The 15,345-nt window shown below is 62.1% G+C and carries 13 protein-coding genes; 3 read left to right on the top strand and 10 right to left on the bottom strand.

The window, feature by feature from the left end:
- From H6A20_RS05360 to H6A20_RS05335, 6 genes are read right to left on the bottom strand one after another with little or no spacing between them, the layout of a single operon-like run.
- Positions 1-1,146: an exonuclease SbcCD subunit D gene (locus H6A20_RS05360; RefSeq protein ID WP_204906114.1), complete on the bottom strand. Its 1,146-nt coding sequence runs from the start codon at positions 1,144-1,146 to the stop codon at positions 1-3.
- A 27-nt stretch (positions 1,147-1,173) separates the two neighbouring features.
- Complete coding sequence (locus H6A20_RS05355; protein WP_204906113.1) at positions 1,174-2,991, bottom strand: hypothetical protein; 1,818 nt, start codon at positions 2,989-2,991, stop codon at positions 1,174-1,176.
- Positions 2,945-4,861, bottom strand: a complete 1,917-nt coding sequence (locus H6A20_RS05350; RefSeq protein WP_204906112.1) for a glycosyltransferase family 2 protein — start codon at positions 4,859-4,861, stop codon at positions 2,945-2,947. The genes H6A20_RS05355 and H6A20_RS05350 overlap by 47 nt, the downstream gene beginning before the upstream one ends.
- Positions 4,851-5,975: a bifunctional glycosyltransferase family 2/GtrA family protein gene (locus H6A20_RS05345; RefSeq protein WP_204906111.1), complete on the bottom strand. Its 1,125-nt coding sequence runs from the start codon at positions 5,973-5,975 to the stop codon at positions 4,851-4,853. The genes H6A20_RS05350 and H6A20_RS05345 overlap by 11 nt, the downstream gene beginning before the upstream one ends.
- 6 nt (positions 5,976-5,981) lie before the next feature.
- Positions 5,982-7,682 (bottom strand): GGDEF domain-containing protein, encoded by a 1,701-nt coding sequence (locus tag H6A20_RS05340; protein ID WP_204906110.1) that lies wholly within the window; start codon positions 7,680-7,682, stop codon positions 5,982-5,984.
- On the bottom strand, positions 7,679-8,473 hold the full coding sequence (locus H6A20_RS05335; RefSeq protein ID WP_204906109.1) for an EAL domain-containing protein: 795 nt from the start codon (positions 8,471-8,473) through the stop codon (positions 7,679-7,681). The genes H6A20_RS05340 and H6A20_RS05335 overlap by 4 nt, the downstream gene beginning before the upstream one ends.
- 164 nt (positions 8,474-8,637) lie before the next feature.
- Here H6A20_RS05335 and H6A20_RS05330 point away from each other — a divergent pair, with 164 nt between their 5' ends.
- Positions 8,638-9,651: an acyltransferase gene (locus H6A20_RS05330; RefSeq protein ID WP_204906108.1), complete on the top strand. Its 1,014-nt coding sequence runs from the start codon at positions 8,638-8,640 to the stop codon at positions 9,649-9,651.
- Here H6A20_RS05330 and glsA read toward each other — a convergent pair.
- Together glsA and H6A20_RS05320 are read right to left on the bottom strand one after the other, a co-directional pair.
- Positions 9,648-10,568 carry a glutaminase A gene (glsA, locus tag H6A20_RS05325; RefSeq protein WP_204906107.1) on the bottom strand — a complete coding sequence of 307 codons (921 nt, stop codon included), beginning with the start codon at positions 10,566-10,568 and terminating at the stop codon, positions 9,648-9,650. The genes H6A20_RS05330 and glsA overlap by 4 nt on opposite strands.
- Before the next feature lie 75 nt (positions 10,569-10,643).
- On the bottom strand, positions 10,644-12,008 hold the full coding sequence (locus H6A20_RS05320; protein WP_338106589.1) for an MATE family efflux transporter: 1,365 nt from the start codon (positions 12,006-12,008) through the stop codon (positions 10,644-10,646).
- A gap of 127 nt (positions 12,009-12,135) precedes the next feature.
- Between H6A20_RS05320 and pfkB the strand changes: the two genes are divergently transcribed.
- The gene (gene pfkB, locus H6A20_RS05315; protein WP_204906106.1) at positions 12,136-13,065 is read left to right on the top strand and encodes a 1-phosphofructokinase; all 930 of its coding nucleotides are present in this window, start codon (positions 12,136-12,138) and stop codon (positions 13,063-13,065) included.
- A gap of 1 nt (position 13,066) precedes the next feature.
- Complete coding sequence (locus H6A20_RS05310; RefSeq protein WP_204906105.1) at positions 13,067-13,576, top strand: aldo/keto reductase; 510 nt, start codon at positions 13,067-13,069, stop codon at positions 13,574-13,576.
- On the opposite strand, the gene H6A20_RS05305 is transcribed toward H6A20_RS05310, so the two are convergent.
- Together H6A20_RS05305 and H6A20_RS05300 are read right to left on the bottom strand one after the other, a co-directional pair.
- On the bottom strand, positions 13,573-15,081 hold the full coding sequence (locus tag H6A20_RS05305) for an AMP-binding protein (protein ID WP_204906104.1): 1,509 nt from the start codon (positions 15,079-15,081) through the stop codon (positions 13,573-13,575). The genes H6A20_RS05310 and H6A20_RS05305 overlap by 4 nt on opposite strands.
- Positions 15,082-15,107: 26 nt before the next feature.
- Entirely contained in the window at positions 15,108-15,341 is a 234-nt protein-coding gene (locus tag H6A20_RS05300; RefSeq protein WP_204906103.1) for an acyl carrier protein, read from the bottom strand.
- Positions 15,342-15,345: the final 4 nt, after the last annotated feature.

Raw genomic sequence — 15,345 nt, 5'->3', positions numbered from 1 at the left:
CTACATCACCTCCTGCACCGTGCGGATCACGTCCGCCAGGAGCTTTTGCTCCTCCCCGTCCGCACCACCCAGAAACGCGCAGCACAGCTCCAGGGGATCCAGATCTCCCGGACGGCCTCCTCCCGCCTCCGGCTTTGCCCGGCGCTGCGTCTCCCTGCGGATCTCCAGCAGCTTAGGGAACGCGTGCCGCAGCCTGTCCTGCACATCCGGTATATCCAGTTCCCCCCGGTCTGTCAGCACCACCGTCACATAGTCGCCGCATGCCTGCCCGAGGATCTGCGCAAAGTCCCCGCGCAGCAGCCGCACCTGCCGCAAAGGTTTCAGGGGGAGGACGGTCACCTTCCGGTCCCCCTTTTGCCCCAGCTCCACCATGACAACGACCTTCTCCTGCCCCGCCTCGCTGACCGAGCAGGCCAGGGGCGTGCCGCAGTAGCGGCAGAAGGGACTGCCCACCTCCATGGGCTTGTGGATGTGTCCCAGGGCCGCATAGTCGAACCGCTCCAGGAAATCCCCCCGCACCTCATCGATATTTCCCACCGTGCGGATCTCGGAGTCCATCCGTTCCACCTCCGCTGCCGCCTTTCCGGCCGGCAGATAGAACTGGTGGCTCACCAGGACAGCTCGCCTGGACGGGTCGATCTGCTCCCGCCCGATCAGCCGGTGCAGGGCGTCGTTGTAGGAGAGGGGGCCCTCCTGCTCCCCCGCCACGGCCCGGCGGACCATGGAGGGCCGCACAAACGGCAGAAGATAGAAATCCACCGGCCCCCAGGCGTCCGTGAGGGTCACCCGTTCCAGGCGCTCCTCCTCCGTCTGGGGCGGCGTGCCGACCATATAGACATGCTGCCTGGACAGGATGCCCCGGAAGCAGTTCAGCCTGGGACCGCTGTCATGGTTGCCGCTGATGAGCATGATGGCCGTGTCCGGCAGCGCCTCCGCGAGCTCCCGGATGAAGCGGTCAAACACCTCCACCGCCTCCGCGGACGGCATCGCCTTGTCGTAGACATCCCCCGCCACCACGACGGCGTCCGGTCTCTCCCGGACGGCCAGGTCCGTGATCTGCCGGAGGATGTACTCCTGGTCTTCCTTCAGGTCCCGGTTCATGAGCCGCAGTCCTATATGTAAATCTGAAAGATGAAAAAACTTCATGGAGAACCTCCCTTGTCCGATGTAGCTTCATTCTACTACACCGGACAGGGAAGGCGCAAGGGCCGGCTCCGGGTCCAGCACGATCACGCAGTCGTAACCGTCCGCCCCCTCGGCCGTCTCCTTCACATCCACGTGCTCCGCCCAGAGGAAATAGCGGAACACGTAGCCCGCTTCGCCGCTGGATACCTGCCCTCCCGCATCGGAGGCCACTACCAGATACCGGCGCGGATCCGCCCTGCCGCCCGCCGGCCAGCGGTCCCCCACAAGGGCCCGGGCCCGACCCGGAAGGGACGCCTCATAACTGCTGCGGATGACCAGCAGGCCGCTGTACTCCGAGTAGAGGAAATTGACGCCCACAAGGATGGTCGCCAGGACGGCGTACTGGTACCTGCGCTTGGCAGCCGGGGACGAGTAGGCCCGGTATGGCCCTCTCTCATCGATGTCCACCGCAAAGGACCCCTCCATATCTGTCACGGCGCACAGAAGAAGAAGGCCGGCAAAGAGGGTCGCCGCGCTGCAGGCATACCGGTCAAAGCCGGCCAGCTGCAGGGCCTCCTCCTCCGGCATGGTAAACAGGTACATGTACAGCATGCCTCCGTAGTAGGCTGCCACGGCAGCCAGCGCCGGCAAGAGGACCCATCCCACCTTCCACCTGCGCCGCAGCGCAAGCCGGGACCAGAGGGCTGCCGCTAGGGCAAGGAGGACGGCAAGGGCGATCACCTGAAAGGCCCTGTCCGCGGGATCAAGGAACGCCCGCAGGAAATCCTCCGCGATCTGCGGGCGGAGCCGGGCCCTTGCAGCCTCTCCCGCGCCTGTGCCCGCGCCGGCCTGAAACTTTCCCTCAAAATCGGCCAGATCCGTCTCTACATGCCGCTGCCACAAAAGCGCAGGGGCAGCGGCTCCCGCCAGCGTAAGCAGGGCGGCAGGCAGGCATACTGCCATCCTTCGCCCCCGTTTTCCCCCTGTCCCCCGCGCATTTTGAAACAGCCGCCATACGGCGTACACGCCGGCCACACCGGCAAAGAACAGCCCGGTCCCCTTCACGATCCCCGTAAACCCCAGAAGCGGAATCTGCACCGCGCACAGCCTCCGGTTGTCCGTCTCCCTGTAAGCGCACGCGACCGATGCGAGGGCGAGAAGCGGAAGCAGAAAATCCACCAGCAGGTTGTTGATGCGGATCGTCAGGTTGAGGTAAGAGAGCATGGCGCAGCCCATCCCCAGAAAAGAGTACAGAAGAAACCGGCGCCTTTCTTTCACGATGCCGAACATCGCCAGAAAGCAGGACAGGATCACACTGTTCTGGGCCAGCAGCATCATGCCCTGGGAATGCCCTGCATACCGGCATACATAGAAGAGAATTAGGCTCATCCCCGGCGGATAGTCCCGGAACGCAAGGAGCGCATCGCCCGCCTGCGGCAGCTCCTCTGCAAGGAGCAGATATTTGACGATCAGCGCCCAGTGGGAGAAATTGTCGTAGTGGGTCAGCCGCAGGCGCAGGCTAAGAAGGGCAAAGACCGCCATCCCCGCGCCGATGCACACGACCTCGGCCCGCCAGCCCGGCAGCCGGATCTTCCCTCTCCACGCACAGGCAGAAAAATACAGAAAACAGAGAAGGCCGCCTGCCAGCACAAGTCCGGACATGTCTGCCAGCCGCCCCGAAAGCGCGCCGCCAAACAGCGCAAGACTGATCCCGGACGCGCAGACAAGGGGCGCCCACCAGAACGGAACGCCTCCTTTGCGGCACAGGACAAAACAGTAGCCCCACAGGGACAGGACCATCAGGATCCCCACCGTCTTCTCACCTTCCTTTCTTCCAGCGCACAAGCGCGTTCTGCCGGATCTCATCGTAGACCGTCATCCATGGATCCAGCTCCCGGGGCAGAGAGTGCTCCCTGTCATGGATGATCTGCAGCCAGTGCCGGCGGCTCTCCTCCCCTTCCGGCTCCACCGTGGCCGTGAGCTTCCCCTGCCCCGCATACACGCACACAGCCTGCAGGCTCGCCCGGTAGTGGGCGGTGCAAACCCGGATCCGGAACCGGCTGCCCTTCTCCGGCAGGTGGGGAGGCGTCCCGCCAGCCTCCTGCCCCGGAAGCCGCAGCGCGATCCCCTCCTCCGACACGTCTTCCGTCACAGCCGGAAAGCTTCCCCCGTCCGTCTCCACCTGTGCCTTCTCCCTGGCGCCGATCCGGTCCGAGATCCGCCTGGACTCCCGCCCCAGCATGAAGAAGACCGCATAGAGAAGCCCCAGCAGGTTGTAGCCGAGCCAGAAGAGGATCACACTGCTGTACACAAGCGCCATCCCGTATTTTCCCCGGATGAAGCGCAGGATCGCCGCCACCGTTAAGACGATCAGGATGCCGTGGGGGATCAGGTACCAGAAGGAGGCCGTCCGCTCCCGCCGCTTCTTTTTATCTGTCACCTTGAACGTGCGCTGGCGGATGCCGGCGGACTCCAGCAGCACCGGCCAGATCAGATACGGCGCCAGGATCGTGTCTATGATCTGACTCCACCTGGCGCTGCGGATGTTGGTACCAAGATACAGCATGGCAGCCCGGTTCGAGAGAAAGGCCGGCAGCCAGAAGAAAAGCAGCTCCCAGAACCCGCACACCACCAGGCGGACGTCAAAGAGGGCAAAAAGGACAGGCGCGAGGATGAAGATCATCCGGCACAGAAACGACCACCAGTAGAGCCAGGCGTTCAGATAGGACAGCCTGGCCGGAAGGGACAGCTTCCCCGTCCGGAGCGCCCCGGTGTTCCGGATGCTCTGGATCACGCCCCTGGCCCAGCGGATCCGCTGGCTGATCATGCTGGCCACCGTGGTGGTGGACAGCCCTGCCGCCAGCACTTCCGATGTGGCGTAGGTGATGTACCCCGCCTTCTGGAGCCGCAGGCTCGTCTCAAAATCCTCCGTCACCGTATCGCAGGGAAAACCGCCGATCTCCTCCAGGGCGGACCTAAGGATCACCGTGTTGCTCCCCGTGTAGGCCGCCGTGTTGGTGGCGTTGCGCAGGATGTTGATCTCCCGGGAGAAAAAATCCTGCTCGTTTGGGATGCCTTTCTCCGCATAAAGGTTGAACTGGAACAGGTCCTGGTTGTAAAAGCTCTGGGGCGTCTGCAGAAGCCCCAGTCGCACATCCGGGAGGAGGAAATAGGGAACCGTCCGCAAAAGGAAGGTGCGGCGGGGGATCATATCCGCGTCAAAGGTGGCGATCAGGGGCGAGGATGTCCGGGCCAGGGCATGGTTGTAGTTGCCCGCCTTGGCCTGCCGGTTCTCCCGCATCCCGATGTACCCCGCCCCGAGCCGCTGCGCCAGGGCCCGGACGCTGTCCCTGCCCCCGTCGTCGCACACGTAGATGTGGACCTTTGCCGGGTCCGGATACTCCAGGAAGGTGCAGGCGTTGACCGTCTTGTAGAGAAGTTCCGGCGCCTCATTGTGGGTGGCGATAAACACGTCCACATCCGGGAAATCCTCCGCCCCTGCCTGTTCCGGAAAGGGGATCTGGCGGCCGGCGCCCTGCATCCTGCTGACCAGAAGCTCCGCCGTGCCGAAGGCTGTCACCAGCTCCGCCAGGACAAGCAGGATCCCCGCCGCAGCCGGCCAGAATCCGTCGTCCCACGGGATGGTAAAGAAGATCCGCCAGAACAGGTATACCGCTGAGAAAAAGACCGCCAGCACAAAGACCGTATTTCTCTTTTTTACACTGTTATCTGCCATCGGACCGCCCCTCTCTTTTGCTCCCCGCAAATACCCACTTTTTCTGCATCTGGTAGGAGAGAAAGAACAGCGCCGCATCGCAGGGGATCTTCGCCGCCTCCGGGCGGATCCGCAAAAGCCCGGAGGAGGCGGACACGCAGAGCGCAGAGGCGGCCGCCGTCCCCGTGCCAAGCAGCAGGTAGCGGAGCGCGCTGTCCGTCCGCGCCGGCCGCTGTTCCCGGAATACCCAGCCCCTGTTCAGCGCATAGTTGCACGCGGCCGAGAGGATCCGCGCCCCGGCTGTCGCCAGAAAGATCCGGCCAAACCCGCCGTACAGGGCGCCCTCCCGCCCCCGGAGCAGATGTTCCAGGCAGGCGAAGGCCGCCAGATCCACAAAGGCGCACAGAAAGGAGGAGACCGCGAACCGGACCGGCCTTCGCAGAAACACGGCCAGCACCTGCAGGCTGTCCCGGACCGGGCGGAAGTGGGAGCCCTCGTTTCCATCCACATAGACCGTCCCGATCCGCTCTTCCAGCACGGGGACGCCCGCCCCGGTGCAGGCAAGGAGCATCTCCGTCTCGTACTCGAACCGCTCCCCCGGCACCTCGCACATCAGATCCAGCAGGCTGCTGTCAAAGGCCCGCAGCCCGGTCTGCGTATCCCCGATGGAACACCCCGCCGCCCTCTTAAGGATCCAGGAGGAGATCCGGTTGCCGATCCTCGATCTCCACGGCACATGGGCCCCGGAGAAGTCCCGCGTGCCGAGGATGAGGCTGCCCGGGCGTTCCTTTGTCTTCTCAAGCAGCCGGGCCCCGTCCTCTGCCAGGTGCTGTCCGTCACAGTCCATGCACAGGATCCGCGCCCCGCGCGCCCCACAGGGCCTCTCCTCAAGCTGCATACGCACAAAGGCAAACCCGCTCTTCAGCGCCCGCCCTTTCCCCATATTCTGTGCGTGGCGCAGCACGGTGCAGCCCTCCACGCGCTGCGCCTGCCCGAAGGTCTCCTGGTACGCCGGCCCGGACCCGTCGTCTATCACAAGGACCCGGGCGCCTGTGCGGGCCCGCAGTTCCCCGATCCACCCGGCCAGCCCCGGCGCCGGTTCCAGCGCCGGGATGACAATATAGGTCTCTTCCATCTGCCGTCACTCCCCCTTTCCCCGCAGGATCCGGCTGCGCGGGCAGTCAGCCCGGCAGCCGGTGCACTCCCTGCGCATGCACCGGATCTTCTGCCCGTTGATGTAGTACCGGTCCCTCCCCATATACTTGGCGATATAGAGCGCCGTGTCCGCGCACTGGTACAGTTCCCCGTAGTCCCGGAGGCTGCCGTCCACCGGCACGGCGCCTGCGCTGGCAGACACCTGGTACTTCCCGTAGTTCTCCCCCATGGAGGAGCGGATCTCCCGGAACAGGCCGCGCAGCTTCTCTTCCAGCGTCCCGGCAGACAGCCGGCGGGTGAGCAGTACGGCGAACTCATCTCCCCCCAGACGGCCCACCACATCCTCCCTGCGGAACGCCCCGGACAGGCAGCGGGCAAACTGCACCAGCAGGCGGTCCCCCGCCGGGTGCCCTTCCATGTCGTTGACCAGCTTGAAATGATCCAGATCAAACAGGAGCAGGACGCCTTCTTCCTCCGACTTTTCCAGAAACGCCTCCGCCTGCCTCTCGAACCCGTTCCGGTTGTACAGTCCGGTGAGCCGGTCCAGGGCGGCCTCCTGCCTGGCGTCCGTCAGCTCTCCCGCCATCCGGTCCATGCCGGCTGCCTTGTCCGCATAGCCCTGCTCCAGCCGGGAGATCATCTCCAGAAGCGGCCTCAGCTCCGGCAGGGCGCTCTTTTCCTCCTCCTGTATCTCCCCGCCCTGCAGGACGCGGCGTATCCCCTCCTGCACCTGCTCGAAACGGCTGAACATATAGCGCCGGATATAGCGGCGCACCACGAAGATCGTCACCGCGCTGATCACAGCCGCCGCGCCCGCCGCAATGACGAACGTGGCGAACACATCCGCCATCACCTGGTCCATCCCTGTAAACGCAGCCAGATACATATCGTGCCTCTCCCGCACGACCACGCTCTGCCATGCGCCGTTGATGCGCAGGACGACCGGCTTCCCCTCCGGAAGGGCGTCCATAAAGTCCACCATCTCCTGCCCTTCCTCAACCTGCGCGATCTCGATGTCCTGCCGGTTGTTCTCCGTGATCCCGATGATCAGGCCCCGGGCCTTCCCGGCGGCGAAAATACTCGTGCCATACTCCGTCGTGGCCTGCCCAAGCGTCGCCCGGACACGCTGCGCGCCGCTTGTCAGCCCCAGGCGGGACATATCCCCGTCGATCCGAACAGCGGCAAACTGCGCAGACTCTGCCGGCACGACCACGTAAAGGTACGCCGGCTGCTCCCAGAAATCCGGCTCGTCCACCCGGACGGCCGCCGCGCTTTTTGCCGGTGCCTCCCGGATCTGCTCCATGACAGAGTCCTCCTCCTTTGTCCCCTGCAGGCTCTCTTTCGTGCTCAGGATGATCCGCCCCCCGTCGTCCAGCAGGGATACAGCGCCCACATCCAGCAGTTCCCGCAGGGTTTCCAGGGCGGGCACTTCCACCTCCCCCTCCCGGGCCAGGATGTAAGCCGCCTCCCTGGCGTGGGTCGCATACGTGTCACAGAGCCGCCGGACGGCATCGTCGTACGCCTCCTGGGCCTCGTCCAGGTTGCCGTCCACGCCTCCGAGGAGCTGATACAGATAGTATCCCTTCTCCTCTCTTCCGCGGATGTAGAGGCTGACTGCAAAGAGAAGGACAAACAGGAGCGCGGAGGCAAGATAGACGAAAGCCAGCCGGCGGTACAGCCGCCTCATGCGTTTCTCCCCCTGTCCGGCAGCCGTTTCCCCTCCGCCCTGTACCGGATGTAGCGCTCCTTTGTGAGAGGCGGCGCATAGTAGTACCCCTGCGCCATCCGGCACCCGTGCTCCAGCAGAAAGGCCGTCTGCTCCCGCCGCTCCACGCCTTCCGCCACCACCTCCATACCAAGCCCGTTTGCCATGGCAATGGTGGAGGTAAGGATCTTCTCCGCCTTCTCCTCCCCGATGCGGCTCACGAAATACCGGTCCAGCTTCAGGATGTCGAAGGCGATCTGGTGGAGAGTCTTCAGGGTGGAGGTCCCCATGCCGTAGTCGTCCATGGCGATCCGAAATCCCTTTGCCCGAAGTCTCCCCGCGAAATCGCGCATCTGCCTTTCACTGCCCTCCGGATCCGCCGTCTCTGTCAGCTCAAACAGGAGCCTGTCTGTGCGCAGACCCATAGCCGCGCAGGCGTCCTCCACACCGCCGGCGCGGACAGTAAGACCGGCGTGCAGGCGGGTCAGGTTGACAGAGACAGGGCCGAGGCAGACGCCCCTCTTTTCCGCCTCCTGCATATCGATGCAGACGATCCGGAGCACCTCCCCGTCCAGCAGGGGCATCAGCCCCCTGTCCTCCAGCGCGGGGATGAACTGGCCTGGCAGGAGCAGGCCGTGGACCGGGCTGTGCCACCGCACAAGCGCCTCCGCGCCGGCGATCCTCCCCGTCTCCATCTCCACCTGCGGCTGGTACCACACGTGAAACTCCCCGCGTTCCAGCGCCTTTGCAAGCTCTTTTCTGATCTCGTCCAAAGTCCCCGTATATACCATCTCTGTCCTCCGTGATGCTTTCTGCCTGTTTCCGAATTAGCATGCCGCAAAAGGCGCCGGAATATACTGAAATTTCCCCATTGACGAAACCGCCGATCCGTGCCATGATTGACTTGCTGAATCTGAACGCAACGGGAGGAACCTTTATGAGGGAAAAAGACTATAACCTGGAACTGGTCCGGATGGCATCGTTCGTCCTGGTCATCGCCATACATGTGAGCAACTACTTCTGCCGGGCTTACGGGGAGATCCCGGACGGGGAATATCTCTTCTCCCTGGCAGTGGACACATTCGCCCGGGTGAGCGTGCCCTGCTTCTTCATGATCTCCGGCGCGCTCCTCCTTGGGAGGGACGAGCCCCTTGAGAAGCACTGGAAGCGGATCCGCCGGTTCTTCCTGGCTCTCGTGGTCTGGAGCGTCATCTACTATCTCTGGAACACCTTCTACATGAAGTCGGACTTTGACCTGCGAAAGATCTTCTACGTGCCCGCCGAGGCGCACCTCTGGTACCTGTACGCCATGATCCCCATCTACCTGGCCCTGCCCTTCCTCCAGGTAATGTGCCGGCATATGGGCCCGAAGCTGGAGAAAGCCTTCCTCATCATCGCCACCTGCGCGGTGCTGGCAAACGACCTGCTCTGGCTGCTGGGCGGCGAGCTCTACTACGACCTGCCCCTGGTGGGGGACCGGGTGTATGCCTACTACCTGTATATCGGATACTACCTTTACAAATACCGGGATAAGATCCGCCTCAGCCAGCGATCTGCCGCCCTTTTGTGCCTGGGCGGCATGGCCGTATCCTTCGGCGCGACCCTGGCCGTGACCGTTTGGCGGGGCGACCACTACGAGGGCGCCCTCACCTACGGCATGCCCTTTGTCGTCCTGTCGGGAGCCGCCTTCTTCCTGTACATGCTGCGCGTAAAAGGCGGCCATTTCCAGCCAAAAGAAAGAGCCCGCCGGGTCATTGACCTCTTTGGCGGACTCTCTTTCGGGATCTATCTGATCCACATCCTGTTTCTGGACAATTATAAAAAACATATGGAACCCAGTGCCCTCTCCGCGTGGATCGCGGTGCCGGGGCTTATCGTAACGATCACGGCCGTCTCCTTTGCCTGCGTCTATGTGATCCGGCTGACGAAGGTGGGCAGGAAGATCACCTAGAACAGCGAGATCCCCATCTTCTCCGAGAGATACTCCAGGATCTTGATGCCGCCGGCGCTGTTCCCCTTCTCGTCGAGGGCCGGCCCGAAGACGCCGATGCCCATCCGTCCCACAAGGGGAACCGCGATGCCGCCGCCCACGCCGCTCTTCGCCGGAAAGCCGACCGTCATGGCAAACTCGCCGGAGCCGTCATACATGCCGCAGGTCAGCATCAGGGCGCGGATGGCTTTCGCGTACTGGGGCTCGATCAGCTCCTCCTGATCCAGCGGATCCACGCCGTGGTTGGCCAGCACGAGGCTCATGTACGCGATGTCGTGGGCCGTCACATTGACGGAGCACATCCGGAAGTAAAAGTCCAGACACTCCTCCACATCCCCCTCCAGAATGCCGGAAGCCTTGAGATAGTAGGCAAGGGCCCGGTTCCGGTCGCCGGTCTCCCGCTCGGACAGGTACACCGGCTCATTGAGGGCGATCTCGTCATTGTTGCACAGTTTGCGCGTAAACTCCAGGAAACGGTCGAATTTCTCATCCGCATTCCCGCCCCGGATGCAGCTTGCCACCGTGATGGCGCCTGCATTGATAAAGGGATTGAAGGGCCTCGTCTTTGTCTCCAGCTTTACGATCGAGTTGAACGGATCCCCCGTGGGCTCCACTCCCACCTTCTCATGGAAGAGATGATCCGCCCCGCAGTCCCTTATGGCCAGGATCAGGGACACCAGCTTGGAGATGCTCTGGATGGTAAAAGGAACCCTTGCATCTCCCGCCTCGTACGTATTCCCCTCCAGATCCATGGCGCAGATCCCGAGATAATACTTATTCACATCCCGCAGCTGGGGAATGTACTGCGCCGTCCGGCCCAGTTTCGTGAACGCCTTCCCGTACCGGACGGCGTCTTTCAACAGTTCTTCTGTCAGCATGCTCTCCCAACCTTTCCCTCATACAATTCCTGCTCTTATCATAGGCAAAGGACAGGTCCCTGTCAACACGGAAGATCACAGTCCCGCCGCTTTCAGCTGCCGGGCGCACTGCCGGCGCACGAACCAGAAGCAGACAGCCTGCATCGCGATGGTGGCGATCCAGGAACCCGGGTAGGAGATAAAGAGGAAATAGAGCGATCTGTGGTGAGGGAAGAACACGTAGATCCAGAGGATCCTCGTGCCCACTGTGCCGATCACGGACAGGACCATGGGAACCGCGGACCTCCCCATCCCCCGCAGGGCGCCGGGCAGAAGATCCATGATGCCGCACAGGAAATAGGGGACGGTGGTGATGGAGAGGATCTCCAGCCCGCACCGGATCACCGCATCGTCCGACGTGTAGATCCCCAGGAGCCGGGACCCGAACACATAGGCCCCCACACCCAGCACACCCGCCGCCCCCACGGAGAGGATCAGGCAGTCCAGGAGCACCCGGTCCATGCGCTTCTGCTTGCCCACGCTGTAGTTCTGGCTTGTAAAGCTCATGCAGGCCTGGGTGACCGCATTCACGGACACATAGAGGAATCCCAGGATATTGTTGGCCGCCGTGTAGCCTGCCATGGCTGTCGCGCCGAAAGAATTGACGGAGGACTGGAGCATGGCGTTGGAGAAGTTGATCACCGTGCTCTGGATCCCGGCCGGGATCCCCACCTGAAAGATCCGCTTCAGGTGCACGGCGCGGATCCGCAGCTTTGAGAACCGCAGCTGATAGCTGCTGTCCGTCTTGTACAGGCACCGGAGCACAAGCACGCTGGAAACCATCTGGGAGGCCACGGTGCCGATGGCCACGCCCGCCACATCGAGGGGGATCACCACCACCAGAAGAAGGTCCAGGGCCACATTGGCCATGCCGGCGGCGGCCAGGAAGAGGAGGGGCCGCTTCGTGTCCCCCACCGCGCGCAGGATGGCTGCACCGTAGTTGTAGAGCATGAAGAAGGGCATGCCCATGAAATAGATCCGCATGTAGAGCACGGACTGGTCGATCACATCCGCCGGCGTGTCCATGATATCCAGCGCCAGGCGCGACATGGCGACGCCCGCGAAGGCCATGACAACCCCGCTTGCGAGCGCCAGGGCAATGGCCGTATGTACCGCCTCGGACATCTCCCGGTCCCGCCCCGCCGCGTAGTACCTGGCCGCCAGCACATTGGCGCCCAGGGAAATGCCGATGAAGAGATTGGTAAATATATTGATCAGGGCTGTGGTGGAGCCCACCGCCGCCAGCGCCCCGCTGCCGCTGAACCGCCCCACCACGATGATATCCACCGCGTTGAACATCAGCTGCAGGATGCTCGAGAGCATGAGCGGAAGGGAGAAGGAGATCAGCTTGTCCATGATCGATCCGTTGCACATGTCTATTTCATATTTATTTCGCTTCACCGCACAGTTCCTCCTGTCGTTTTTTGCCAACGATTATCTTACTGCTTTCTCCCTGCCGCGTCAATGCGTTTCCCATTGTTTTAGGGCAGATTTTCCCTTATAATCTAAGGCAGGAGGTGTAAAAGGCATGATCTATACCATCACCTGCAATCCATCCCTCGATTACATCACCGGCACGGAAGGATTCCGGCTGGGAAAGACGAACCGGACCACATCGCAGCTGCTCCTTCCCGGCGGCAAGGGGATCAACGTATCCACTGTCCTTCACAGCCTCGGCATTCCAAGTACGGCCCTTGGCTTTACCGCCGGCTTCACGGGCGCCGAGATCCGCCGCATGGTGGAGGGGCTTGGATTTCAGAGCGAATTTATCGATGCGGGGGAGGGGTGTTCCAGAATCAATGTGAAGATCAAAGAATTCGACGGGACCGAGATCAACGGGCAGGGACCCCGGATCCGCCCGGAGGCTGTCAGGCAGCTGATGGCGCGGCTGGAGAAGCTGCAGGCGGGCGACTTCGTGGTGCTGGCCGGCAGCCTCCCGTCCGGCCTGCCCGGCACCTTTTACCGGGATATCATGAAGGCTCTGGGCGGGCGGGGCGTCTCCTTCGCGGTGGACGCGGAGCGGGATCTCCTGCTGGATGCGCTTCCCCTGCATCCCTTTCTCATCAAGCCTAACCACCATGAGCTGGGAGACCTCTTCCATGTCACACTGACGGAAAAGGAGGAGGTCGTCCCGTGGGCCCGCGCCCTGCAGGACCGGGGCGCCAGAAACGTGCTCGTCTCCATGGGCGGCAACGGCGCTGTCCTGCTGGACGAGAGGGGTGCCGTGCACATGCTTTCTGCCCCGCAGGGCCGGCTCGTGAACGCGGTGGGCGCCGGGGACTCCATGGTGGCCGGCTTCCTGGCCGGCTGGCTGGAGCGGAAGGACTACAGCCACGCGTTCCGCCTGGCCGTGAGCGCGGGGAGCGCCAGCGCCTTCTCCGAATTCCTGGCTGACGGGGCGGCGATCCGCCGCCTGTACCGCACGATATCCAACGAACAAAAAGGAAGGGAGGAATAAGATGTACTACAAAGACTTTAAAGGAAACAAGATCTCTGCCCTGGGCCTGGGGAGCCTGCGTCTCCCCACCATTCCCGGAGACACCGCGAAGATTGACCGCGCCCCGGCCATGGAGGTGATCGACCAGGCCTTTGCCAGCGGGATCAATTACTTTGACACTGCCTTTACCTACCACAAGACCGACTCGGAACAGTTCCTCGGCGAAGCGCTCTCCCGCTATCCCCGGGACAGCTACTTCCTGGCGTCCAAGTTCTACGTGGAGGCGCGGACAGACCTGGAACATGTATTTGAAGAGCAGCTGGCGCGCTGCCGGACAGATTACTTTAACTTCTATCTCCTCCACAGCGTGCAGGAGCAGTTCTTCGACGCCTACATGGATCCCGCCCGGGACTACATCGGCTATCTCCTGAAGCAGAAAGCCGCCGGGCGGATCCGCTATCTGGGATTCTCCTCCCACGCGGCGCCGGCGGGCCTGAAGCAGTACCGGAAGCTGCGGGAACAGGGCCTCTAGAATCTCCTGATCTTCCTTGTGGTCGTCTTTTCGAACTCGGTATCACGCACCACAAGGCTGTAGATCTTTTTGTGAGGAGCAGCCCCTCTGTTGTATGTGTCGATCACATCCTGGAGGGCCGCTCTTATATCTTTGATCTTTTTCTTCTTCACATAGTCCTGATCCGGGTAGATCTCCGCCTCGATGACGCCTCCCTTTTCCCGTACAAGCACCTCGCCCACCAGGCGGTTCATGCCAAGGACATTCTCCAGCTCTTCAGGAGAAACATTTTCCCCGTTTTTTGTGATGATCAGATTCTTCTTCCGGCCGGTGAGATAGACGAAGCCGTCCCCGTCCACGTAACCGAGATCGCCTGTCTTCAGCCAGCCGTCCTCCAGCGTCTGCGCCGTCTCCTCCGGCATCTTGTAGTAGCCCTGCATGACGCTGCTCCCCTTTACCCAGAGTTCGCCGTCCACCGTCTTCGCCTGGCAGTTCGGGAGAAGCTGTCCCACCGAGTCCTTGCGGATATCCCAGCTCTGGTTGACGCTGATGACCGGCGCGCACTCGGTCATGCCGTAACCCTGCTGGATGGTGATATCATACTTCTGAAACAGATCGATGTAGGACGGGTCCAGATAGGCGCCGCCGCTGCAGATAGTGTGGAACTGCTTCCCGAACACCTGGCTCTTCACGATCTTTGCAGGCAGAAGGGAAGCCTCCTCCAGCTTCCTGGCCATGGTCTCGATCATCAGCGGCACCATCAGGATCATCTCCGGCTTAAAGAGCTTGATGTTCTTCGCCACCCGCAGCAGCGAGTCGTTGATGCAGATCACAGACCCCAGGGAGACACCCTTTAAGATATCCATACTCAGGCAGTAGGCGTGATGGATCGGAAGCACTGTCATGATCACCGTGCGCTCCGGGATCTTCATATCCAGACAGGTGGCGTTCTCCGCCACATTGCGGTGGGTCAGCATGACGCCCTTGCTCTTTCCGGTTGTGCCGGACGTGAACATGATCGTGCACAGCTGATCCGGCCGGAGTTCACATGCAAAGGGACCTTTATGTTCCTCCAGAAGCTTCCGGAAGGAGCAGGCGTGATCTTCGTGCTCCTCCTGCTGCATGGAGATGAGAGTCCGAAGCTGCGGACAGCGGTCTTTGGCAAGGGCCGCCACGTCTCTTCGGATCTCGTCGTACACCAGCACCGTGGAGTCGGAGCGGGCGATCAGGTCGCACACATCCTCCGCCGGCAGGTTCACATCCAGGGGCACGATGACGCTGCCGCTGTCCACAGTGCCGAAATAGGTTACAAGCCACTCGTAGGAGGTGGCGCCGATGACAGCGATATGGCCCCCCTGCTCCCCCAGATCCCGGAGTACGCAGGAAAAGCTTTCGCTGTCCTCAAGAAGCTGTGTGTAGGATTTTGCGGCAATCTCATTCTTACTTACTTTATATCGGATCGCGTCCTCCGGGCCGTACTTCTCCTCCGCGGCGGCCAGGATTTCGCGGACAGTACTGCAAAGCATAGTTCCCATCCTTTCCCCGGGGCGTCTTACGCCTCAGCCATCAGTTTTTCCAGGTAGTCGGCCGCCTCCTGCACAGTGCGGATATCCGCGGCCTTCGTCTGCTCGACTTCCACGTCGAACTCGTCCTCGATCTCTCCGAGCATGCTCATAAAATCAAAGGATGTGAATCCCAGATCCTCCATGAACCGGGAATCAGGACGGATATTCTCCGGCTCCACTTCCACGTAGTTGCAGATGATATGTACCAGTTTCTCAAACATGATC

Origin of the sequence: Mordavella massiliensis (assembly GCF_016901695.1) — a bacterium.
In the GTDB taxonomy this organism is placed as follows: Bacteria; Bacillota; Clostridia; order Lachnospirales; family Lachnospiraceae; genus Claveliimonas; species Claveliimonas massiliensis_A.
Note: the sequence above shows the minus strand (reverse complement) of the source record. Positions and strands in the feature narration are given on the sequence as shown.